This is a genomic window from Cognataquiflexum nitidum, assembly GCF_022538055.1.
In the GTDB taxonomy this organism is placed as follows: domain Bacteria; phylum Bacteroidota; class Bacteroidia; order Cytophagales; family Cyclobacteriaceae; genus Cognataquiflexum; species Cognataquiflexum nitidum.
This window is the reverse complement of record NZ_JAKZAM010000038.1, coordinates 21,801-45,373: the sequence shown is the minus strand read 5'-3', so window position 1 is coordinate 45,373 and position 23,573 is coordinate 21,801. Positions and strand designations below refer to the sequence as shown.

The window sequence follows — 23,573 nt, the reverse complement described above, 5'->3', positions numbered from 1 at the left end:
AACAGAGAAGTTAAGCCCTGCAGCGCCGATGGTACTGGGGTTACACCCGGGAGAGTAGGCCGCCGCCACATTATTCAGACCCTCAGATTTACTTCTGAGGGTCTTTTTGCATTTAGGACCCAACGCGATCCTACAGACCACAGAATTTTGCTGAACAACAAAGAAACAAAGGGGACAAAGGGAGGATTCCATTACTGTAATGATATCAGTCCGCCTCTTGCTGCCCCGATCCGCAGGGGCGGATAAGCCCTGCCAAAGCCGGGCAGGCCCGCAGCGCCGGTAGTACCGGTACGCCACGGCGCACGGGAGAGTAGGCCGCCGCCACATTCATACAAAGGCTTTTGCGTTTAGGGACGTTGACTTTTTAAAGAAAATCCAAAAAAATGCACTGAGAATTTTTGAATATGTTCTGCATTTAGCTTCTGAAAAACAATTTTGTATTTTCAATAGATCAAGCTAATTCAATTGGCGACTGTAATTTAGCCATAAAAAAAAGCGCCTGATAATATCAGACGCTTTTGGATTGGTATAAATAACTATAAATTTTTAGCTGTTAACTTCCACACATTTCGCACTCATCAGGATTATCAAGGGAACATGCAATAGCGCCTTGCTTCTGCCCTTTGGTCAGGTCCATTGTAGGAGTAGATGCAATAACAGTTTTCTCCGGTTCCAAGGCTCCTTTATCAACAGTGAACTGGATAGCAGCTGTGGCAGCCTGAGACCTCAAATAATACATTCCTGTCTTTAGGCCTTTCTTCCATGCATAGAAATGCATAGAGGTTAATTTACCAAAGTTTGGATCCTGCATAAAGACGTTCATACTCTGCGATTGACAGATATATGCTCCTCTGTCTGCAGCCATGTCAATGATGATTTTTTGAGAGATTTCCCAAACTGTCTTGTAAAGATCCTTGATGTTTTGTGGGACATCTGGGAGTTTTTGTACAGATCCATTGGCTGCAATCAACCTATTTTTCATATTGTCATTCCATAGTCCAAGGCTGATGAGATCTTTCATCAAGTGTTTGTTTGCAATAATGAATTCGCCTGAAAGAGTTCTTCTGGTATACACATTGGAGGTATATGGTTCAAAGCATTCGTTGTTGCCCAAGATTTGAGAGGTAGAGGCTGTAGGCATAGGAGCCACTAACAATGAATTTCTCACACCATGCTTTACGACTTGGTCTTTGAGTGAATCCCATTGCCATCTGCCTGATTTTGGAGTTACCCCCCACATATCGAACTGGAATATACCTTTGGATGCAGGTGATCCTTCGTAGGTTTCATAAGGCCCATGGACTTTGGCCAATTCCATTGAAGTCTCCATGGCAGCAAAGTAAATGGTTTCGAAGATGTCTTCATTCAAACCTTTTGCCTCGGCTGATTCAAAAGGCATTCTCAGCATGATAAAGGCGTCAGCCAAACCTTGAACCCCGAGACCAATAGGCCTGTGTCGGAAGTTGGACCTCTTCGCTTCTTCCACTGGGTAATAGTTGACATCAATTACTTTATTGAGGTTTCTGGTAGCTACTTTTGTAATTTCATATAGCTTCTGATGGTCAAAGAATTTTTTTCCATCCGGTCCAGTTGTTACAAATTTTGGGAGTGCAATGGATGCAAGATTACATACGGCTACTTCATCAGGAGAAGTAAATTCTAGAATCTCTGTACAAAGGTTGGAAGATTTTATTGTACCAAGATTTTGTTGGTTAGACTTTTTGTTGGCAGAATCTTTATACAACATGTACGGAGTACCTGTTTCGATTTGGGATTCCAAAATTTCAAACCAAAGTTCTTGGGCTTTTACTACTTCTCTAGCACGTCCTTCTCTCTCATATTTTTCATAAAGTCTTTCAAACTCTTCACTGTGGCAATCTGCCAATCCTGGGGCTTCATTTGGACAGAAAAGTGACCAATCTTCATTCTCTTCTACACGCCTCATAAAAAGATCGGGTATCCACATTGCGTAAAAAAGATCTCTTGCCCGCATTTCTTCTTTGCCATGATTTCTTTTCAATTCCAAGAAATCTTTCACATCTGCATGCCATGGTTCTAGATAAATCGCGAAACTACCTTTTCTTTTACCACCACCCTGATCTACATACCTTGCGGTCATGTCAAAGTTTCTCAGCATGGGCACTATTCCATTAGAAACACCATTTGTTCCTCGTATATAGCTTCCTTTTGCCCTTACATTATGAATTGAAAGACCTATACCTCCTGCAGATTGGGAGATTTTAGCACATTGTTTTAGTGTATCATAGATCCCATCAATGCTATCATCTTTCATTGTCAATAAGAAGCAAGAAGATAGTTGAGGCTTTGGAGTTCCTGCGTTGAAAAGAGTCGGAGTGGCATGAGTAAACCACTTTTGAGAAAGCAAGTGGTAAGTTTCAATGGCAGCTTCCACGTCCTCTTTATGTATACCTACAGCGACTCTCATAAGCATGTGCTGCGGTCTTTCCACTACTTTATTGTCCAAGCGGATCAAATAGCTTTTCTCCAAAGTCTTGAATCCGAAATAATCGTAGTCAAAATCCCTGTTGTAGTCAATGGCTTCGTCAAGTTTCGCTGCATGGTTTTTTACTACACCGTATACATCCGGAGCAATCAATGCTGCATTTTCACCTGTCTTTGGATTGACATAGGTATACAGTCTTTTCATAGTATTTGAAAAAGACTGGGATGTGGTTTTATGCAAATTGGATATGGCTATCCTTGCGGCCAAAATTGCATAATCAGGATGCTTTACTGTCAATGAAGCAGAAACTTCTGCAGCTAAGTTATCAAGCTCTGTCGTTGTCACTCCGTCATACAGGCCGTCGATTACTTTTTTTGCAACTTCGATAGGGTGGATATAATTGATATCCAAACCATAACAAAGGTTTTCTATTCTGGCGGTTATTTTGTCGAAACGTACAGATTCGCGACGGCCATCTCTTTTAATTACTAACATGACAAATGGATTTGGGTTGGTGGTGAAATAATTTTAGAAATCTTCTCCGATGGAGAACTTAGGGGATTCGACCAGTTCTTTGGACTTCATCACCCCAGCCTTTTGGTAATCACCAACCCTTTTTTCAAAGAAATTGGTTTTGCCCTGAAGGGAAATCATGTCCATAAAGTCAAATGGGTTGGTACTGTTCCATACTTTGGCACAGCCCAGTTCAACAAGGAGTCTGTCGGCAACAAACTCTATATACTGACACATCAAATCGGCATTCATACCGATCAATTTGACAGGCAATGCATCTGTGACAAATTCTTTTTCGATTGCAACGGCATCTTCAATTATTCTAGTAACAGTTTCTTTCGGTAAATGATTGACCACATGCTGGGTGTATAAATGACAAGCAAAATCACAATGTAAACCCTCATCTCTTGAAATAAGCTCATTGGAGAAGGTTAACCCCGGCATTAGTCCCCTTTTCTTCATCCAAAATATCGAACAGAATGATCCGGAGAAAAATATACCTTCAACAGCTGCAAAAGCAATGAGTCTTTCTTGGAAGTTTCCATTGTCGATCCATCTTAGGGCCCAATCCGCTTTTTTCCTTACGCAATCTATATGTTCAATCGCATTGAGTAATCTGTCTCTTTCTACATTATCTTTGATGTACGTATCAATCAGCAAACTATAGGTTTCGGAATGTATATTCTCCATGGCAATCTGGAAACCATAGAAAAATTTGGCTTCGGTATATTGTACTTCGGCCACAAAATGCTCTGCAAGATTTTCATTAACGATTCCATCACTTGCAGCGAAAAATGCTAATACATGCGATATAAAATGTCTTTCACCATCATTGAGATTTTTCCAGTCTTTGAGATCTTGACTTAGGTCAATTTCTTCAGCAGTCCAAAAGCTTGCTTCAGCCTTTTTATAGTATTGCCATATATCATCGTGCTGGATGGGAAATAAAACAAAGCGGTTTTTGTTCTCTTGGAGAATTGGTTCAAAATGTTGCATTACTCTTAAATGTTTTGGGGTTAGTCTTCTTAAAAGGATTGAGAAGGCTATATTGTTTTCAAAATACTGCTGGAAAGAAAAGGCCATTTCTTTAGAAACAGCCTTCAACAAATATGATGAACAAATTCCAAAAATAAAACCCCTGGAATGTTTAAAAGTATATTTTTTTGAACTTAATTCAAAAAATAAATAAAGTATTGAAATACAATATTATAATACAACATATATAAAGTTAATATTTAATTAATCATAGCTGTATGGGGCATCAAAACTTTTTTAAAAGTCCATAAATTTTTTTTCCGACCTATTTTTAAAACGATTTTTGAACAAAAGTCAAAAAAAATTCACCTTCAGATTATAATTTGGTTTTATCTGATGGTAAATGAATGGTTTTTTGACGGCAGGTTTGAAAAATAGATTGGCTGCTAAGAAAAGTAAGCTAATTCTACAAGGTACTTTTTTCTTAAAGAAAGAATATTTATATTTGTACCTCAATTTCCTAAAGCAATTAAAATCATTATATGTACGCAATTGTCAACATCGCAGGAAAGCAGTTCAAAGTAACTAAAGATCAGCACGTTTATGCACCATTGTTGCAAGGCGAAGCTGGCGCTTCCGTGGAATTTGATGAGGTATTGTTGGCTGAGGCCGATGGTGCAGTATCAATTGGGGCACCCACTATTGCTGGGGCCAAGGTATCAGGAAAAATTCTTGATCATGTTAAAGGTGACAAAGTAATCGTCTTCAAAAAGAAGAGAAGAAAAGGTTACAAAAAGAAAAACGGTCACAGACAAAACTTTACTAAAGTATTGATTGAAAACATTTCATTATAAGATTTCTCAAGAAGTCCTAAACGTATAAAATCATGGCTCACAAGAAAGGCGTCGGTAGTTCCAGAAACGGTAGAGAATCACACAGCAAAAGATTAGGTGTGAAAAAATTTGGTGGAGAGGCAGTTATTGCCGGAAACATCATCATCAGGCAGAGAGGTACAAAGCACCATCCAGGTGAAAATGTAGGGATAGGTAAAGACCATACTCTATTTGCTTTGGTACCGGGAAAAGTTGAATTCAAAAGGAAGTTTGACGGAAAATCATACGTAAACGTGGTTCCTGCAGAAGCATAACAATTATTTTCTTTAGAAATAGAAAGACTTCCCCTAACCGGGAGGTCTTTTTTGTTTTTAGACCAAAATTTTGCCAGAAATCACTTTTTATAAAATTTTCTCTTTTTAAGAATTAAATTTCGTCACACTTAACCAACCTTATAGCAATGATCAAAACGATACGATTGATTTGGGTTATCGGGCTTCTTTTATCTTTCTGCTTTAGCAATGAGATTGAAGCCCAATCCTATGATGAAAAAATCTATGAAGCCATCCAATGGCGTAACCTTGGCCCCCACAGAGGTGGACGCTCTGCTGCTGTGGCAGGGGTAGCTTCCGAAAGGAATACCTTTTACTTTGGTGCAACAGGCGGTGGGGTATGGAAAACCACTGATGGCGGGAAAACTTGGGGGAATATTTCTGACGGATACTTCGGAGGTTCTATTGGGGCCGTCGCAGTCGCAGAGTCTGATCCGAAAATAATCTATGTCGGTGGGGGAGAAAAGACTGTCAGGGGCAATGTTTCCTACGGCTATGGGTTTTGGAAAAGTACAGATGCAGGAAAGACCTGGACCAATCTTGGAATGGAAGATTCCCGCTTTGTCTCCAGAATTAGAATCCATCCAACCAATCCGGATATTGTCCTTGCGGCAGTGATGGGAGACATATTCAAACCAACAGATGTCAGAGGGGTTTACAAATCCATTGATGGAGGAAAAACCTGGAATAGAAAACTATTTGTAAATCCCAGGTCAGGAGCCGTGGATTTGGTATTGGATCCAAAAAATCCGGATATCATGTTTGCGACGACTTGGGAACTGAAAAGAACGCCTTATAGTCTTGAAAGTGGCGGCCCCGGATCCAAAATTTTCAAGAGTGTAGATGGAGGTGAAAATTGGACTGAAATTTCTACCAATAAAGGATTGCCTGAAGGTACCTTGGGAATCATAGGAGTGACAATTTCCCCTGTCAACCCCAACCGTATCTGGGCCATGGTTGAAAACCTAAATGGTGGATTGTTCAGGTCAGATAACGGAGGGGAAACTTGGGAAAAAACCAATGAAGACAGAAATCTCAGACAAAGAGCTTGGTACTACACGAGGCTTTATGCCGATACGCAAAGTGACAGCACGGTGTATGTCCTGAATGTCGATTACCATAAATCTACCGATGGAGGCAAGACATTCAAAAATTATGAAGCACCTCACGGGGATCATCATGACCTGTGGATTGATCCAAAAGATAACCAAAGGATGATCATCGCTGATGATGGCGGTGCCCAGGTTACTTTCGATGGAGGAGCTTCATGGACGACTTATATGAATCAACCGACTTCCCAATTCTACAGGGTAACTACGGACAATCATTTTCCTTACAGAATTTATGGGGCACAGCAGGATAACTCTACGCTCCGTATCAGCCACCGAAATGATGGAAGAGGGATTACTGAAGATGACTGGGAACCTACTGCCGGTGGAGAGAGTGGTTGGATAGCACCTGATCCAAATGACAGCGACATCGTGTATGGTGGGTCCTATGGCGGATATTTGACAAGAGAAAACCATAGAACAAAAACCTCAAGAACAGTCAATGTGTACCCAAACAATCCTATGGGGCATGGCGCAGAAGATATGAAGTATCGTTTTCAATGGAATTTCCCCATTTTCTTTTCCCTTCATGACCCGAAAGTACTTTACACTACTTCCAACCAATTCCACAGGTCAACAGACGGAGGTCAATCTTGGGAGACTTTCAGCCCGGATTTGACGAGAAATGCAAAAGAAAAATTAGGACCTTCCGGAGGTCCCATAACCAAGGACAATACCTCTGTGGAATACTACAGTACTATTTTTACTGCGTCTGAATCTCCATTGAAAAAAGGAGTGCTTTGGGCAGGTTCAGACGATGGATTGGTCCATGTGTCCAAAGACAACGGAAAGACTTGGGAAAATGTAACTCCAAAAGACCTTCCTGAATGGATCCAAATCAACAGCACCGAGGGCCATCCTTTTGAGGAAGGTGGATTATACTTTGCTGCAACAGGCTATAAAAACGGTGATTTTGCACCCTACCTATACAAGACCTCTGATTACGGTAAAACCTGGACCAAAATCACCAATGGTATTGACGGACAGCATTTTACAAGGGTGATTAGGGCTGATCCCTCCAAAAAAGGTATTCTATACGCAGGTACAGAGACAGGAATGTATATCTCTTTCAATGATGGAGCAGACTGGAAGCCATTTCAGCTCAATCTGCCAATTGTTCCTATCACAGACTTGACCATCAAGGATAATAATTTGATCGCTGCCACCCAAGGCAGGAGTTTTTGGATCGTTGATGACCTGACTGTCCTGCATCAAATGTCAGATGAAATTGGTGCTAAGCCATTTCACCTTTTTAAACCTCAGGATTCTTACAGGATGGACGGAGTAAAAAGGGAGTCAAAAACTGCAGGAACCAATAGGGCCGGCGGAGTCTTGGTTTATTACCACCTGAAAGACGAACCCAAAGAGGAAGTTCGGATGGAGTTTTATGACAACAAGAGAAATCTTCTCAGAGAATTTTCTTCCAAAGGAATCGAAAAAGATACGCTGAAGTACAAAACAGGTTCAAATGAGTTCAATTGGAATCTGCGCATTCCTGATGCTAAAAGTTTTGAAGGAATGATCATGTGGTCAGGACCGTTACGTGGCCCAAAGATTGTTCCTGGAGACTACATTGTCAGATTGATAGTGGATGGCAAGGCTGAGGAAGAGTCTTTCAAAGTTTTGGCGGACCCAAGGTATGAATCCACGCAGGAAGACCTTTTGGCGCAATATGATTTTCTCTTGAATGTCAGGGATAAGCTGACCGAAACCCATGAAACAATAATCATCATCAGGAGATACAGAGATGAGTTGAATGCATTGGTGGAAAAAGATCCCAAAAAGAAAAGAAGGATTGATCCTATCATTAAGGGTATTAGTGATATAGAAAAAGAATTGTACCAAACCCAAAACCAAAGCGGGCAGGATCCATTGAACTTCCCTATCAGGTTAAACAATAAGTTGGCACATTTGAATTCTGTGGTCGGAACGGGAGATTACCGACCGACCGATGGAGCCGAAGAGGTACGAACAGAAATTACCAACTTGATCAATATTCAATTGACAAAATTCAGGGAAATTGAAAAAACCCAGATTTCCAAAATTTTGAATATCGAGGAATTGAAAGCAGAAATAGAGAAGAAGTAGAGTTAATCATGAGTTTCTTTGCCAGGAACCTAATATTTCTTTGCAAGTAGGACTGAAGACCGAAGTCGGAAGACCGATGTACCGGTCATTTCGGTCTCTTGCCATGATTTAACTGAGTGATCATTTTTACTTTCATAATCGCGCATAAAAATAGAGATTGGAAATCAAATCCCTGCCACACGATTCGGCAGGGATTTTTTTGTTAATTATTCTTAACTTTTCCTTGAAGCATTTTAAGATTTTAAGGACTTCAAAAGAATTTGTACATTACCACCCATTATTTTCCATTCCCAAATAACTATTTCTACCACCTAATTATTGAGAACGCTATGTTTAAACTGAAAAAAAAATTACTCCTCGCCATGACGATGGTGATAGTGGCTGTGTCCATGCCTATGAATGAGGTTTTGGCACAAAAAAAGAAAAAGAAATCCGATGCGCCTGCAGTCACAGCCCCTGCTCCGGAAAAGAAACCTGAGAAAAAAACCATCGCTGACCTGACCAAAGGCAACACCAAGTTTGAAGGGCTATTTACTTTCTATCAGGATACCGTCAGCGGTGAACTGAAGATGGAAGTAAGCAAAGACCAATTGGGCAAAGAGTTTATTTATTTTGCCCAGATCGGAGATGGTGTCACTGAAGCAGGAACATTTAGAGGTGCCTATGGAGAAAATAACATCTTTAAGATTGTCAGGTATTTCAATAGGGTGGAATTTGTCAAGCAAAACGTATCACATTATTTCGATCCAGAGAATCCTTTGAGCAGATCAGCCGATGCCAACATCAGCCCAGGAATCATGGCAAGCGCCAAAATCGAAGCTGAAGACACTGATAAAGGAACCATATTGATCAAAGCAGATAACCTCTTTTTGAAAGAAACTTTTTCGCAGATCAAAAACCCACCTTTCCCCGGGGAATCTCCGATGGCATTCAGGTTAGGCAATCTTGATAGTGAAAAAACAAAAGTACTTGCCATCAGAAGTTATGAGAAAAACACAGACCTCGCGGTAGAATACGTGTACAACAACCCCTCTGTTCTGAATGGAGGCTCTTCTGCGGTAACTGATGGGAGAAATGTGAGTATCAAGGTTTTTCATAGCTTGATTGAATTGCCGGACAATGGTTATGAGCCGAGATTTGACGACCCGAGGGTGGGTTTTTTCACAACAGAAGTTACAGACATGACTTCTTCCAGTGCAACTCCCTTTAGAGATTTGATCCACAGATGGGATTTGAGAAAGAAAGATCCAAGTGCTGCCATATCTGAACCTATAGAACCTATTGTTTTTTGGATAGAAAATTCGACTCCGATGGAATGGAGGGGAACCATCATGGATGCGGTATTGGAATGGAATAAAGCCTTCGAAAAGGCTGGATTCAAAAATGCGGTTCAGGTCAAAATCCAGCCGGATGATGCAGATTGGGATGCAGGAGATATCCGATACAATGTATTGAGATGGACAAGTTCACCAAATCCTCCCTTCGGCGGTTATGGTCCAAGCTTTGTCAATCCCCGAACAGGACAGATTTTAGGAGCAGACATAATGTTGGAGTTTGTATACCATACCAACAGGGTAATGTATGACAAACTTTTTGGCGAAGAAGCAGCCTTAGAAAATGGACTTAACCATAGCAAACAACCTCATTTCTGTTTTGTAGGAGCGCATCTTCAAAATAATATGATGTTTGGTCAGGCTTTCCTGAGAGCACATGGTGCTTCTGACATGGAAATGGAAGGTATGAAAAAAGAAGCGATGGCCGAATTACTGATGCATGAGGTTGGACATACGCTAGGTTTGAACCACAACATGAAAGCCTCCCAGCTATTTTCCCCAAAAGAATTGGCTGATAAAAATTTTATCGAAGGAAAAGCCCTTTCAGGATCTGTAATGGATTATTTGGCGATCAATCTTTCTCCCGATAAGAGCACCCAAGGGCATTACTTCTCTACCACAGTTGGTCCTTACGATGTGTGGGCAATCCAGGCCGGTTACACTCCTGTCAAATCCCAAGCCGAATTAGACGCGATTTTAGCACTTTCTACCAGGCCTGAACTGATTTTTGGCAATGATGCAGATGACATGAGAGCTCCTGGCAAAGCCATCGACCCAAGGGTAATGATCGGTGACCTTTCCAATGATCAGATTGGCTATTCCATCCACATGATGGAAACTTCCAAAAAACTCATGGAAGGGATCAAAGAAAAATATTCAACCGATGGACAGTCTTACGAGGAATTGACTCAGGCATATGGTGTATTGATGGGAACCTATACCACTGCGGGAGGTGTAATGTCAAGGTATATCGGTGGAGTATACGTGGACCGTGCCATGGCAGGTCAGGACGGAGCCACCCAGCCTTTCACTCCTGTAAGTGTTAAAGATCAAAAAAGAGCCTTGGAAGCCATCAGCAAATATATGTTTGCCCCAAATGCCTATCAAATTCCTGAAGATTTGATCAATTACCTTGCGAGACAAAGAAGAGGTTTCAATTTCTTCAGTGGACCGGAAGATCCAAAAATCCATCAGCAGATCTTGAATTCTCAAAGAAGCGTATTGGCTCACATGATACATCCCAATACTTTGCAAAGAATGGTAGATTCAGAATTGTATGGCAATGATTACAATATGGCTACCTATATGAATGACTTGACCAAGGCAATCTTCGATGCGGACATCAATGGCAATGTCAATACTTTCAGACAGAACCTTCAGATTGAATATGTCAATACTTTAAAGGGAATGGTAACAGGACCACAGAGCAACAGGTATAATAATTTTGCCAAGTCTGCGGCTTTGTATAACCTGAATTACATCAAAACCAAAGTGAGCAATTCCTCAGGAAACATTTCCTCAAAGGCCCACAAAGACCACTTGAAATTGATCATCAACAACACACTTGAAGATGTGAAGTAAGAAGAAAAGCAAGACATTGCTTCTACAGCCTCAGGCCGGTCAGGTCTGAGGTTTTTTTTCCGGTAATTATTGGCACCAAAAAGAAATGTTTCTGTGTCCTTGGATATTGGATGATTATCTGATTTTTGGCACTGTAATTTGGGTAAAACTTTAATATTTTTTGTGTTCTAAAATTCGGTTGAAATAGAAATTTAGACTAGCTTTAATTACTGTAAAAGGTAAATAAATCACGTTTATAAACTCAAAATACTGTACCATGAATTACACAGAAAATTATAACGGAATCAAAATTGATGTGCAGGCACCGCAGGTAGATTTGCCCGAAGGTTTGCAGGCTCAAATCAGAAAATCAATTGACAAAATCTCTAGGTTTACCGACACTATCAATGCTGTGGATATTTATTTTAATATTTCAGGAAAAGGAAAAACAGCGGAAAGGATTATTGGAATGAGGGTGGGGGTTCCCGGTCCGGATATCTATTCTGAGGAAAAAGGAAAGGAGAGATGGAATACGATGCTAAGGAGTGTCACCGACAAAAATATCCGTATGCTTCAAAAGGATAAATAGGAATCATTTCAGAAAATTTATTTAAAAGCTTCAGGTCAAAAAAGCCTGAAGCTTTTTATTTGATCTATAAAATTCAAAGCGCTTTGTGGGGACACGATCAGGATAAAAGCAATTCCGAATAATGCGCCATACAAGTGGGCGTCATGGTTGATGCCATCGGCACCTTTTTTTGATTGCACGATGCTGTAAATCAAAAAAAAGACTCCCAGCGCAAAACCCGGTAGACAAAGCAAACCAAAAAGACAAATGTCAGACAGAGGCATCAAGATAATGCTGCCAAATACCGTAGCCGCAACCCCGCCTGATGCGCCTAGCGCGCGATAGTAGGAGTGGGATTGATGCTTGAAATAGGTCGGGATATCAGCAATTACAATCGCCCCGAGATAGAATAGAAGATACATACCAATCCCAACTGTCTGCCCAAACTTAATCATTAGAAAACTCTCAACCACCCTTCCAAAAAAATAGAAAGTAAACATGTTGAAGAGTAAATGAGTCCCATCCTTATGGATAAATCCAGACAGAATAAACCGATCCCATTGGTTCCTTTTTTGGATTTGGTAAGGCGTAAACATCCACCTTTCCATCAGGTTGGGCTTTTGCCAAGCTAAGTATGAAGTCAAGACTGTCAGCGCAATGATGAGAACCGTTGCAGATAATTCCATGAAGTAATGTTTGATTATTTTTCCCGGTGCACCAGGTCTTGGGTAAGTTGAAGAAGGGATGTATAGATGTCCTTGTTGGGAACTTCAAGAGAAGCAAATTGCTCAAAGCCTTTGTCGAAATATGCTTTCATTTTTGCTTCGGTCAGGCTTTTGATCTCCAATGAATCATAAATTGCTGTGACTGCAGCCACTTTTTCTTCTTTGTTAAAAGTCTTAGCCTCAAGCCAGGACTCCAATTTGATTTTAGAATCTCCCTGAGCCAAGTCTTTTGCTTTGATCAGCAGGAAAGTCTTTTTATTGGAAATGATATCTCCACCGACCTGCTTTCCGAATTTGGCCTTGTCGGCATAGACGTCGAGCAAATCATCTTTGAGTTGAAAACCGATACCGATATTGACTCCAAAATCATAGAGTTTTTGTGCATCTTCGGTGCTAGCCTCTGCCAAGATTGCCCCAAATTGAAGTGCAAATCCCAACAACACTGCTGTCTTCTGCCTGATCATGTCGATGTAGGCTTCCTCCGAGACAGTATTTTGGGATTCAAAATTCATGTCATGCTGTTGGCCTTCGCAGACTTCTGCTGCTGTCTGATTAAAGAGGCGGATGGATTCCCAGAATTTACCGGGTTCAATGTCTAGGAGCATATCATAAGCCTTGACCAGCATCACATCCCCAGAAAGGATTGCAGTGTTGGCATTCCATTTTTCATGGACAGTTGCCTTTCCCCTGCGCAGCGGGGCATCATCCATGATATCGTCATGCATCAGCGTAAAGTTGTGAAAAACCTCCACAGCTGAAGCGGGATTCATGATATTTTGGTAGTCAGACTTATAAAGCGAATAAGCCATCAGTGTAAGCAAGGGGCGAATTCTTTTTCCACCCAGGCTCATGATGTATGAAATCGGCTCATATAGTTCTTGGGGTGATTTTCCGTAAGAATGTCCTTGGATATGTTTTTCTAAATCCTGTAAGATTTTATCTACGCTTATTTCTTGGTTCATTATCTGCAAATTCCAGGTCTATAGTTCTTCTATCAATGTCCGTGGCTACTACACGTACCATTACTTTTTCACCCAAAGTGATCATTTTTTTATTTCTTGTCCCAATAAGACGCATATTTTTTTCGTCAAATTGGTAATAATCGTCCTTCATGTCCTGAACCCTGATCATTCCTTCACACTTGGTTTCGGTGATTTCCACAAAAACTCCCCATTCTGTCACTCCGGTAACGATACCATCATAATCCTTTTCCTCAGCAAGGGACATGAATTCCACTTGTTTGTATTTGATAGAAGCTCTCTCTGAATCAGCAGCCCTTTTTTCCCTTTCTGAAGAATGGAGACATTTGTCTTCCCAGGTTTCTGCCTCAGGTGACTTGCCACCATCAAGATAATGCTGCAGTAATCTGTGCACCATCATATCCGGATACCTTCGAATAGGGGAGGTGAAGTGGGTATAATGTTGGAATGCCAAACCAAAGTGACCTTTTGCTTCTGTCGTATATTTGGCTTTGGCCATGCTTCGGATTGCAAGCTGTTCTAAGATATTCTGTTCCGGCTTACCGAGAATCTCTTCCATAAGTTTATTCAAAGCCATAGAGATTCTAGTCCCTTCCCCGATTTTCATTTCATGGCCAAATTTCTTGGCAAAATTGGCAAAAGTCTCCAATCGCTCCACATCCGGGTGGTCGTGAATCCTATATACAAATGTATCCTTTCCTTTGTTTTTGTTGAAGACAAATTCTGCAACAGTCCTGTTTGCCAATAGCATAAATTCCTCAATGAGCTTGTGGATATCTTTTCGCTCTTTGACAAAGAGACCAAGTGGTTTCCCTTTTTCATCCAGTTTGAATTTGACTTCCACCGTCTCAAAATTGACCGCTCCTTTATCAAATCTTCTTTTTCGCAGCTTCTTGGCAAGGTCATTTAAAAGTGTGAGTTCCTGATAGAAATCACCTTCCTGCTTGTCGATGTTTTCCTGACCTTCTTCATAGGCAAATCGCCTGTCGGAATGCGTTACTGTCCGACCTATCCAAGTATTCAGAACATCGGCATTTTCATCCATTTCAAAAACGCAGGAAAAAGTCAGTTTGTCCTCGTTGGGTCTAAGCGAACAAAGCCCGTTGCTGAGCCTTTCCGGTAACATCGGGATGGTTCTATCCACCAAATAAACCGAAGTAGCCCTTTCGTAGGCCTCTTTTTCCAATTTGGTTTTTGGCTTGACATAGTGGGTCACGTCGGCGATATGGACACCGATTTCAAGGTTTCCGTTTTCCAATACCCGGTAGGATATCGCATCATCAAAATCCTTAGCATCAGCCGGATCAATGGTAAATGTGGGAATGCCCCGCATATCACGGCGGTTTTTGATTTCTTCCGGAGAAATTTCCTCAGGAATCAGGTTTGCTTCATCTTCGACCTCTTTTGGGTATTCGAAGGGCAAGCCAAACTCCGCCATGATGGAGTGGATTTCGACTTCATGTTCTCCGGCTTTGCCGAGAACACGGGTGACTTTCCCTGTCGGATTTTTGTCGTCCTCGCGCCAGTCGGAGAGTTTGACAACTACTTTTTGGTTGTGTTCGGCACCGCCAAGGTCACCTCTGTGGACAAAAATGTCATAATGCATCTTCTTGAAATCAGGCACGACAAAGGCGAATCTCGGGGATATTTCTACCCTGCCGACAAACTCATCCCTGCTTCGGCTTACGATTTCCAATACCTTTCCCTCGAGCCTTCCGGTACTTCCTTTGACGGGGTATACCATGATTCTGACACGGTCACCATCCAAAGCATGTTTTAGATCGGCTTCTTTAATGAGGACATCTTCCTCCAATCCATGTTTTGCATCAGGTTTGATGAATGCAAAGCGCGGATTGACAAAATCCACTTCCCCTTCGATGAACTCAGGTTCTTTGACTGAAGCAAAATAATTTCTCGGTGATTTGGATATGTTGCCTGCTGCTGCAAGTTTATGTAACATCGGTTCTACACCGCCTTTGGCGATGGAGTCGCGGATTTCAAGTTTCTTGATAATCTGTTTGGCATTGAATTCTTTGCCGTAATTGTTATCTAAAAAGTTGAGTACTTTTTTGGTCAGTTGGGCGGCATCTATCACCTTTCCGCTTTTTTTGCCCTTTTGGCCCTGATTATTTGATTTTCTTCCCATGAAAGTTTATTTCCAATTGTGTAATGATAAGCCCTGAATCTGTGCGAAATGGGCTGTGTTGTTTGTGATTAGTATTATAAATGAATCAAAAAATCCATTTTGATTTAAATGACTCTTTTTGTTTGAGGTATGATTTGAATTTTTTCTCAGAAAAATTTTATTTTAATCTCCAAATCTAAAAGTGACCCTTCCAATTGTCTGCAATATTTCGGTTTCCTTTAAGTCTGGTTTTGTGTAGATCAACAGTCAACTCTTTGATTAAATCAGCATCTTGAACTTTATCTAATAACCCTGCAAAAGATAAAATTTTTTCTATTCTTGATTTATGGTCCTGATCTTCAATTATCTCTTCCTTTGATAGATTCTCCATCTTTTCTAAAACCTTCTTTTTGGTAAATTCAAATGATTTGGTTTTCATCAGAAATTTCTTTGAATAAAGTTAAGAAAATGATTCTGGAAAGTGAGGAATATTTTTAACTTAGCATTTAATTCAATTATTTAAACTGAAAGAAAGATGAATACAAAAATGTCGATATTGTTGATTTTGCAATTGTTTTTCCTTCAAAATGTTGGGTTTTCTCAGAAGTATCAGGGTATATACCAAAGCATTGATCTAAATGACCCATTGGTTTTAAGTATTTCAGAAAAAGGAGAATTACTTTTAGGGAAACTTTACCAATCTGATTTAAGTTCCAAAGAATTTGTCGGAAGGAAGGAGAATAACGGATTTGTTGGGGTATTGGAAGGAAATGGAGGGCAAGAAGAGGTTTATGGAAAATTAGATAAGAAATTACTGACTTTGAACCTGAAAGCAGTTAATAGGACAGTTGAAATGGAAATTGTTTCCAAAGATTTGAATTATGATTTTTCTAGGGTTTTTGGAGAAGCTTCAAAAGAACTAAGTGACAAAATTACCGGGATTTGGATTCTAAAGGAAAAATATAAAATTGAAAATGGAGTGAAAATAGATTCTGAAATGACAGGGAAAGATTATATGACTGCTTTTAATCCCGACGGAAAGTATGTAGTTGATATAAGAGGTTTAAGAGATGCTGAACAAAAAGCTTCAAAAGAAATATTTATTCCTCAGGAATATCGCTTGAAAGCTTCAGATTTTTTTGAAATGTCACAGATGATGTCTTGGAAGGTAGTTGGGGACAGGATTCATGTTTTTCTTACCCAAGCGATCGCTGGGGTGCCTACTATTATACTAAGTGTTGAATTTGATCAAGGGAAAATGATACTTAACGACAGCAATCATGGATGGATAGAGGTTTATGAGCCAAAGAAATGATGTTTTTCTGCACCGCACCTTCCTGAGATTCTTTTAACCAAAATCCTTCCATGAAAGCAACTTACCGCTGCTACGTATTTGTGACTCCTTGCCGCCGTATACCAAGACTTTTTTCAGATTTTGCATCTGTGAGATTTCTTCGAACTTGTTCAGTCCATCAAACATCTCAGTTTTGATGGTTTGGGATGCTTTGAACTCGAATATCTCCATTTCATCGCCCTTATCCACCATCAGATCAATCTCGTTTCCTCCCGAATCCCTCCAAAACCACAGATCTTCGGGACTGTTGCGGTGGTGCATTTGTTTTACATATTCCGAGATCATCATATTTTCAAACAACGCACCTTTAAATGGATGCGTCAGCAGGCTTTCGGTTTTGGTAATCTTGAGGAGATGACAAAGCAATCCTGTATCATAAAAGTAGAGCTTTGGAGTTTTGACTATCCTTTTGTTGAAATTTTTATGGTATGGATAAAGCTGAAAAGTGATGAAACTTTGCTCCAATGCCGAAAGCCATGCTTTGGCTGTCGGTTGGCTTATCCCGCTTTCATTTGCCAATGCATTGAGATTGAGCAATTGTCCTGCTCTAGCAGCGCAGAGTCCAAGGAAATTTTGGAACCCACGCATGTCTCTGATTGCAATCAGCTCACTTACGTCTCTGTTGATGTAGGTTTGAATGTAATTGGAATAAAAGATCCTCGAAGGAATGTCTCTGTCGTATATGGCCGGATAAAATCCCTTGATCAATGGGGCTAAAAAGTCATCCCCAAGCAATCCTGCTTTTTCCAGTTCCTGACAATCAAGGGGAAATAATTTAAAGATTGCTACTCTACCTGCTAGACTTTGGGTAATGCTGTTCATCAGGTGGAAATTTTGTGAGCCTGAAAGTACATAAATGCCCATTTCTCCACTTCTATCATCCACGATACTTTGGATATAGGAAAATAACGCAGGAATCCGCTGGACTTCATCGAAGATTACATGCCGGTCATATTCGGCCAAAAAACCATTGGGATCCTTTTCAGCAAAGTTTCTGATATCAGGATTTTCCAGACTGATATAGCGATAGTCTGGAAATAGGCTTTTTAGCAAAGTGGTTTTGCCGGATTGCCTCGGTCCTGTCAAGGCAATGATCGGGTATTTGGGGATCAGGATTTTGATTGCCGACACAATATCCCTCGAAATCAGCATGTCTTTTTATTTCAAAGGTATTCTGAATTTTGAAATAACACAAGATAAATTTTGAAATAACATAGATATAATTTTGAAATTACATGAGTTGAATTTTGAAATTACATAGATTCAATTTTGAATTGACATGTATTATTTTAGTTATAATTACTTCAAAAAAAAGAAAATTAAGCCCTTTTTATCGCTTATATCCTAAATTTGATTAAACCTCATTATCCCTATTAATCACTTTCATTTCGATATCAGGTGGCAGCCCTTGAAAGGCCAAATATATCTGAGCTGTCACGACAACATCCCGCAAACAATATTTCCGAATGGACTCCAAATCTTTTTGGATATAATAGGTTTCATTGACCTGAGAACCGTCGATAGACTCCTTGGAAGTAGGGATGTCAAAAATGGCAGCAAGCAATTCCAGCCTGGTGTAATGCTTGTAATCCCCGAATTTCCACAGTTCCAAAGTATCAAGGTGACGGACTTCCCAAGGTTTTTTGCCTGCGATCTGCAATGGTTCAGGAAGAGGAATCCTATTTATCAAGATCCTTCTGCTGAGGTAAGGGAAGTCAAATTCCTTTCCATTGTGGGCACAAAGGATCCACTTTTTCTTTGAAAGCAATTCACAAAAAGCAGCAAGGGTGTCATATTCTGATTCTTCTGCATAGCTTTTGGTCCGGAATTCCAATTTATTTTCTTCCTCCAGATAATGGAAGTACCCGACACCTACGCAGATGACTTTGCCAAATTCAGCATAAATTCCTGCTTTTTGGAAAAATAAACTTCCGGGTTCCACATCTTCCTCTTTAGGAATGATATGCCTTTCTTTTTTAAGCCACTCATCCTGTAGCCGCGGAGGCAATTCCTTAAAATCGGATTCCAAAGAAGCAGTCTCGATGTCCAAAAAAAGGATATCGCCCAATTCATTCAAAAAATTTCCCATATAAATGATCTTTAGATTGTTTCCTTTCTATCTTCCAAATAAACATTGGACAATCCCATTCCTAGAATTGATCCAATTACTCATTAAGATATTGGGATATTAGTTAATATTCAACTAAAAATCAAAAAATCATATAAATTCCATTCGTCCATTATGAATGGAGAACCCCTTCCAATCCCAATTCAGGGATAAAGCTCAGATTGGAAGGGTCCATACTCCCTTCTGCGAAAATGAATTTTTTGTCAAAAATCTGATCAAGGATATAATAACTGACCCAATATTCATTGGTCAAGGCAAAAAGGGCAGGGTCAATCGGTTCGATTTTGGCAATGGATTCTGAACCAAGTTCTTGGATCATGTGTCTCAAAACCGAGGTTTTCTTTTCTTCTCCACCGATTTGGCCATAGCCTTTGGAGGTAATCATTACAGTATTCAATTCAATCAGGTTGAGATTGATGATATAAACCGACCATTCGGTATTGCCGTTGGTTTCTTCTTTGGCAATTGCAAGCTTGACTCCCGTGACAGGGTGAAAGTCGATGTCTTTTTTCATTTAAATTAGACGTGAGATTTGAGACATGAGATTTGAGAAATAGAATCAACCGTTATTTTCAGTAGTTATATCAACTTTATTTCAATCCTATTCTACTTTATTTCAATTTTATATCTACCGTATTTCAACCTATTTCTACTGTATTTCGAAAATTTAATCCAACTCCATCTCAAATAATTCAACAAGATGATTTTTGACTTTTCCCTTTACTTCTGTTTCGTCTATACGGTATCCAAGTTCTAAATGCATAGAAGTGACTGCTTTGTCCGCTATGCCACATGGTACAATGTTGTTGAAATAGCCAATGTCTGCATTGATGTTAAATGCGAAGCCATGCATGGTCACCCACCGGCTTGATTTTACACCAAGGGCACAGATTTTTCGAGGGTTTTTCTGTTCGAGGTAATCCAACCAAACCCCGGTCAATCCTTCAATTCTCCCTGCTTCGATCCCATATTCAGCCAAAGTCAAAATGATAGCTTCTTCGAGAAGTCTCAGGTATTTGTGGATGTCGGTAAAGAAATTATCAAGATCGATGATGGGATAGCCCACCAACTGTCCGGGACCATGATAAGTGATATCTCCACCCCGGTTGATTTTATAAAAAGTTGCTTCTTTCTCTTCCAAACCCTTCTCATCCAACAGGAGATGGGATAATTCACCGCTTTTTCCCAAAGTGTAGACATGTGGATGCTCAACAAAAATCACATAGTTGTCAGTCACAATTTGTGATTCGGGACCGGTCTGACGATTTTGGATTTTGAGTGAAACGGTCTGTGCAAAAAGATTTTCTTGGAAATCCCAAGTTTCTTTATAATCCTTTTTGCCAAGATCGATGAACTTAACTTTTTTATTGATAACTTGATTCACAGTTTTTCTTTAAATCCAAATGAGAACAGCAAGCATAAAATGATGGTTCTCTTTGATAACCCAAAAATAAACAAATATCCCTATGGCAGAACACAATGACAAAGGAAACGAAGCTGAGAACCTGGCCAAAGTTTGGTTGATGGGGCGAGGATATGAATTTGTGGAGGCAAACTACCGGAGTGGACATGCCGAAATTGACCTTATTTTTAAACACAAGGGGATTCTTGTTTTTGTAGAAGTCAAATATCGAAGCGGGACTGGATTTGGCTATGCGGAGGAATTCGTAGACGCTACCAAAAGAAAACTATTGATCAAAGCCGCTGATAACTTCCTTTACGAAAGGGATTGGCACAAGGATATTCGGTTTGACATCGTCGGAGTATATAGAGACCAAAAAGGGAATGTGAATTTCAAGCAGTTTGAAGATGCTTTTTATTAGACGTGAGACGTGAGATATGAGTCGTGAGATGAGAGAACAGCAAAATTAGAAAGGACTCTTGAATGATATTGTTCGATCAATCGTGACAATGGTCTCTCCTTGCCATATCGATCCCGATAAGAATATCTGGAGAGATTTCTGTTCTAATCTGAAGGTTTCCAGACCTCTTCCGCCAAGGCTAGGACCTGCCGTCAAGGTGACAAGGCAAAGTTTAAAGGTACCTTTAGACCTTTTTTTTGGAAGAACCGCGTCAAAAGTTCTGTAATTTTTTTTAAGTTGTTGTTTAGTTTAAAATTAATAAGGTATGAAGATCAAAACAGGATTATTGATTTATCTCAGTGTCTTGATGCTAGTCATTAGTTGCGCCCCCAAAAGCTATGAGAAGTTGGCTATGAAGGATTCAAAGAAGCTTTTTAAAAGTATTGACAACACGGAAAAAACTTTGAAGCACCCTGTGGTTTCATCCAAAGAATTTTCAGGAGCAATGGCCGAACAACTCTACAGAAAGAATATAGAAAATACCCAAAAATTCTTGAGAGAGAGTTGTGAAGGGTCTCGAAATTATAAACTTTTAGATTCGTATAGGAGAATTGGAGATGAGGGACAAAAATTTCTTGCAATGGAATATCAATATTGCGAATCAGGGATTATAATTATGGGTTATGAGGTCAAAGATGATGGTGTTACACCTTCCAGTGTTTGGCCCATGAAAAAGGAGCAGAGGACAGCTGACTTGTTTACAAAAGAAAAGACTTGGTGAAATTCAAAGCCATTAAAAATTAAGGCAGCCATTTTGGTTGCCTTAATTTAATTTAACTTTTCGGCTTGAATTTTTCTATGGGGTTTTCTGTAGGTGGTAGAGATTGAAGGTAAGCAAAAATGGCTTTTAGGTCCTCCTCCTTCATCCCCGCATACATCACCCAAGGCATAATACTCTGCAAATCTCCCGGATTGAGTTTTTCTGCGGTATAGTTTTCTCCGTACATTTTAAATCGCTGTACAAACATCTCCTCTGTCCAATTCCCCAACCCTGTCGCATGTGGGGTTAAATTAGAAGTAGAAAGTATGCCATCGGGAAAGGCAAATTCCCGGCCTCCTGCAAGTGGTTCTCCGACGTAGGCACCATCCTCGAATTTGGTATGACAATCCGCACAAGCGCTTGCTGTGACTAAGTATCCTCCATAAGCTACCTGATTGTTTGGATCAGGTCTTTTGGTTAATGAAGCTTCAGCCGGCATCGTTCTCATGATGAGGTTAAACGGAAAATCAGGTTTGGATTCGGGATGGCTTGTTTCCACTGGTTCTAGGCTTCTGATGTATGCGATTACAGCCTCAATATCTTCCACGTCCATTTTCCCATAACTGTAGTAAGGCATGATTGGGAAGATGGGAGTTCCATCTCGCCTTACTCCTGTGGTAATCAACCTGAATAATTCACCGTCTGTCCATTCCCCGATTCCAAATGGTGTGATATTCGGAGAAATAAATACTCCGGGAAATCCCATCGTAGCATCGAATCTTTCTCCCCCTGTCGCTTCTGTTCCCGGAACCGGGGGTGCTGAAAAGAGGCTGAAATCTCTTTTGGAATGGCAGTCGATACACACCATCACATGGTTTGCCAAGTATTTGCCATGTTCAATTTTCTCTGGCGTGATCTCCACTTTAAATTCCGGATCCGCGGGCCCCACATTGGGCAAGGCAAAAGACACATAGGCCACGGCTCCAATAATTACAATTACCAAGGCTGTCACCAAGTACGCAACAATTTTTAAAAGCTTTTTCATTCAGGAAATGGTTTGGGGATGAAATAAAAATTTACAAATTCACCCAAAAATAAACATTTATACCTGAAATGTGGGAAAAACGATAGAAAAGACCGTTAATTTATAAATAAAGGCATTTTAATGACTTCACCTAAAATGATTATTGACAAATAGAGGTTTCAAAGAAGGTTTTTGAGCGTGACCCAAATAGTTTCAAAAACTATCAAATGTCCCTCTTCGGTAGGATGGATTCCATCGGGTAGGTTGAGGTCAGGGTTCCCTGCCACACCTTCCAATAAAAATGGAATCAATTCGACATTTTCATCAGCAGCTACTTGGGGAAATAATTCTGAAAATTCTTTGGTGTATTCCTGTCCCATATTGGGCGGAATCTGCATTCCTGCTAAAACAATAACCGTTTCAGGATATTTTCCCCGCACCAATTGGATGATTCCTTTCAGGTTTTTCTTGGTCTCCGATGGAGTAATTCCGCGTAAACCATCATTTCCGCCTAATTCTAAAATAAAAATTGCCGGTCGTTCTTCCAAAAACCAATCCAAACGGCTCAATCCGCTAGCTGTCGTTTCTCCACTCAATCCGGCATTGATAACCCTGTAATCCAAGCCAAGACTGTCTATCCTAGCGGCAGTCAATCCTGGGAAAGCATCCTCAGCCTCAATCCCATATCCTGCTGTGAGGCTGTTCCCGAAAAAGAGGATTAGTTTTTTTGATTGAACTGTTTCAGTTTTTGAGGTTGATTCAGATTCAGATGTTTTTTCGTTTTTTGAACTGCAGGCAATTGAAAAAACCAACAATAAAAGAATTGAGTAATTACTGAATGTTTTCATTTTTTATTCTTGTTACCATCAAATCTACAATTTTTCAGCTATTTTGTTCAA

The 23,573-nt window shown here is 40.2% G+C and carries 21 protein-coding genes; 9 read left to right on the top strand and 12 right to left on the bottom strand.

Annotated features, from left to right (window positions below; translation table 11 throughout):
* Positions 1-246: hypothetical protein (locus MMU07_RS19480; RefSeq protein ID WP_241128283.1), on the top strand; the 246-nt coding region annotated here is incomplete at its 5' end.
* A 307-nt stretch (positions 247-553) separates the two neighbouring features.
* Here the strand turns inward: MMU07_RS19480 and MMU07_RS19475 are convergent.
* Both MMU07_RS19475 and MMU07_RS19470 read right to left on the bottom strand, forming a co-directional pair.
* The gene (locus tag MMU07_RS19475; RefSeq protein ID WP_241128282.1) at positions 554-2,959 is read right to left on the bottom strand and encodes a ribonucleoside-diphosphate reductase subunit alpha; all 2,406 of its coding nucleotides are present in this window, start codon (positions 2,957-2,959) and stop codon (positions 554-556) included.
* A 33-nt stretch (positions 2,960-2,992) separates the two neighbouring features.
* The gene (locus tag MMU07_RS19470) at positions 2,993-3,973 is read right to left on the bottom strand and encodes a ribonucleotide-diphosphate reductase subunit beta (protein ID WP_241128281.1); all 981 of its coding nucleotides are present in this window, start codon (positions 3,971-3,973) and stop codon (positions 2,993-2,995) included.
* A gap of 521 nt (positions 3,974-4,494) precedes the next feature.
* Between MMU07_RS19470 and rplU the strand changes: the two genes are divergently transcribed.
* The 5 genes from rplU (at position 4,495) to MMU07_RS19445 (ending at position 11,797) form a co-directional block, all read left to right on the top strand.
* The gene (rplU, locus tag MMU07_RS19465) at positions 4,495-4,806 is read left to right on the top strand and encodes a 50S ribosomal protein L21 (protein ID WP_241128280.1); all 312 of its coding nucleotides are present in this window, start codon (positions 4,495-4,497) and stop codon (positions 4,804-4,806) included.
* A gap of 32 nt (positions 4,807-4,838) precedes the next feature.
* Positions 4,839-5,099 carry a 50S ribosomal protein L27 gene (rpmA, locus tag MMU07_RS19460; protein WP_241128279.1) on the top strand — a complete coding sequence of 87 codons (261 nt, stop codon included), beginning with the start codon at positions 4,839-4,841 and terminating at the stop codon, positions 5,097-5,099.
* A 146-nt stretch (positions 5,100-5,245) separates the two neighbouring features.
* On the top strand, positions 5,246-8,314 hold the full coding sequence (locus MMU07_RS19455; protein WP_241128278.1) for a WD40/YVTN/BNR-like repeat-containing protein: 3,069 nt from the start codon (positions 5,246-5,248) through the stop codon (positions 8,312-8,314).
* 329 nt (positions 8,315-8,643) lie between these two features.
* On the top strand, positions 8,644-11,229 hold the full coding sequence (locus tag MMU07_RS19450) for a zinc-dependent metalloprotease (protein ID WP_241128277.1): 2,586 nt from the start codon (positions 8,644-8,646) through the stop codon (positions 11,227-11,229).
* A 256-nt stretch (positions 11,230-11,485) separates the two neighbouring features.
* The gene (locus MMU07_RS19445; RefSeq protein WP_241128276.1) at positions 11,486-11,797 is read left to right on the top strand and encodes an HPF/RaiA family ribosome-associated protein; all 312 of its coding nucleotides are present in this window, start codon (positions 11,486-11,488) and stop codon (positions 11,795-11,797) included.
* Between the two features lie 35 nt (positions 11,798-11,832).
* Here the strand turns inward: MMU07_RS19445 and MMU07_RS19440 are convergent, their stop codons facing one another.
* The 4 genes from MMU07_RS19440 to MMU07_RS19425 all read right to left on the bottom strand — a co-directional run bounded on the left by MMU07_RS19440 (position 11,833) and on the right by MMU07_RS19425 (position 16,045).
* Positions 11,833-12,462 (bottom strand): rhomboid family intramembrane serine protease, encoded by a 630-nt coding sequence (locus tag MMU07_RS19440; protein WP_241128275.1) that lies wholly within the window; start codon positions 12,460-12,462, stop codon positions 11,833-11,835.
* Between the two features lie 14 nt (positions 12,463-12,476).
* Positions 12,477-13,463: a polyprenyl synthetase family protein gene (locus MMU07_RS19435; protein WP_241128274.1), complete on the bottom strand. Its 987-nt coding sequence runs from the start codon at positions 13,461-13,463 to the stop codon at positions 12,477-12,479.
* Positions 13,438-15,627, bottom strand: a complete 2,190-nt coding sequence (gene rnr, locus MMU07_RS19430) for a ribonuclease R (protein WP_241128273.1) — start codon at positions 15,625-15,627, stop codon at positions 13,438-13,440. Before rnr ends, MMU07_RS19435 begins: the two co-directional genes overlap by 26 nt.
* A 175-nt stretch (positions 15,628-15,802) precedes the next feature.
* Positions 15,803-16,045: a hypothetical protein gene (locus tag MMU07_RS19425; RefSeq protein ID WP_241128272.1), complete on the bottom strand. Its 243-nt coding sequence runs from the start codon at positions 16,043-16,045 to the stop codon at positions 15,803-15,805.
* A gap of 96 nt (positions 16,046-16,141) precedes the next feature.
* Here MMU07_RS19425 and MMU07_RS19420 point away from each other — a divergent pair, with 96 nt between their 5' ends.
* Positions 16,142-16,921: a hypothetical protein gene (locus MMU07_RS19420; RefSeq protein WP_241128271.1), complete on the top strand. Its 780-nt coding sequence runs from the start codon at positions 16,142-16,144 to the stop codon at positions 16,919-16,921.
* A 33-nt stretch (positions 16,922-16,954) separates the two neighbouring features.
* Here the strand turns inward: MMU07_RS19420 and MMU07_RS19415 are convergent, their stop codons facing one another.
* From MMU07_RS19415 to lipB, 4 genes are all read right to left on the bottom strand, one after another.
* A complete protein-coding gene (locus MMU07_RS19415; RefSeq protein WP_241128270.1) occupies positions 16,955-18,112 on the bottom strand; it encodes an ATP-binding protein in 1,158 nt (385 codons plus the stop codon).
* 202 nt (positions 18,113-18,314) lie between these two features.
* A complete protein-coding gene (locus MMU07_RS19410) occupies positions 18,315-19,049 on the bottom strand; it encodes a 3'-5' exonuclease (protein ID WP_241128269.1) in 735 nt (244 codons plus the stop codon).
* A 151-nt stretch (positions 19,050-19,200) separates the two neighbouring features.
* A complete protein-coding gene (locus MMU07_RS19405; RefSeq protein ID WP_241128268.1) occupies positions 19,201-19,602 on the bottom strand; it encodes a hypothetical protein in 402 nt (133 codons plus the stop codon).
* Positions 19,603-19,755: 153 nt separating this feature from the next.
* A complete protein-coding gene (lipB, locus tag MMU07_RS19400; RefSeq protein ID WP_241128267.1) occupies positions 19,756-20,472 on the bottom strand; it encodes a lipoyl(octanoyl) transferase LipB in 717 nt (238 codons plus the stop codon).
* 82 nt (positions 20,473-20,554) lie between these two features.
* On the opposite strand from lipB, the gene MMU07_RS19395 reads away from it, so the two are divergent.
* Together MMU07_RS19395 and MMU07_RS19390 are read left to right on the top strand one after the other, a co-directional pair.
* Positions 20,555-20,911 (top strand): YraN family protein, encoded by a 357-nt coding sequence (locus tag MMU07_RS19395; RefSeq protein WP_241128266.1) that lies wholly within the window; start codon positions 20,555-20,557, stop codon positions 20,909-20,911.
* A 304-nt stretch (positions 20,912-21,215) separates the two neighbouring features.
* Positions 21,216-21,671: a hypothetical protein gene (locus tag MMU07_RS19390; RefSeq protein ID WP_241128265.1), complete on the top strand. Its 456-nt coding sequence runs from the start codon at positions 21,216-21,218 to the stop codon at positions 21,669-21,671.
* Positions 21,672-21,723: 52 nt separating this feature from the next.
* Here the strand turns inward: MMU07_RS19390 and MMU07_RS19385 are convergent, their stop codons facing one another.
* Together MMU07_RS19385 and MMU07_RS19380 are read right to left on the bottom strand one after the other, a co-directional pair.
* A complete protein-coding gene (locus MMU07_RS19385; RefSeq protein WP_241128264.1) occupies positions 21,724-22,695 on the bottom strand; it encodes a c-type cytochrome in 972 nt (323 codons plus the stop codon).
* A 158-nt stretch (positions 22,696-22,853) separates the two neighbouring features.
* Positions 22,854-23,522, bottom strand: a complete 669-nt coding sequence (locus MMU07_RS19380) for an arylesterase (protein WP_241128263.1) — start codon at positions 23,520-23,522, stop codon at positions 22,854-22,856.
* Between the last annotated feature and the right edge of the window lie 51 nt (positions 23,523-23,573).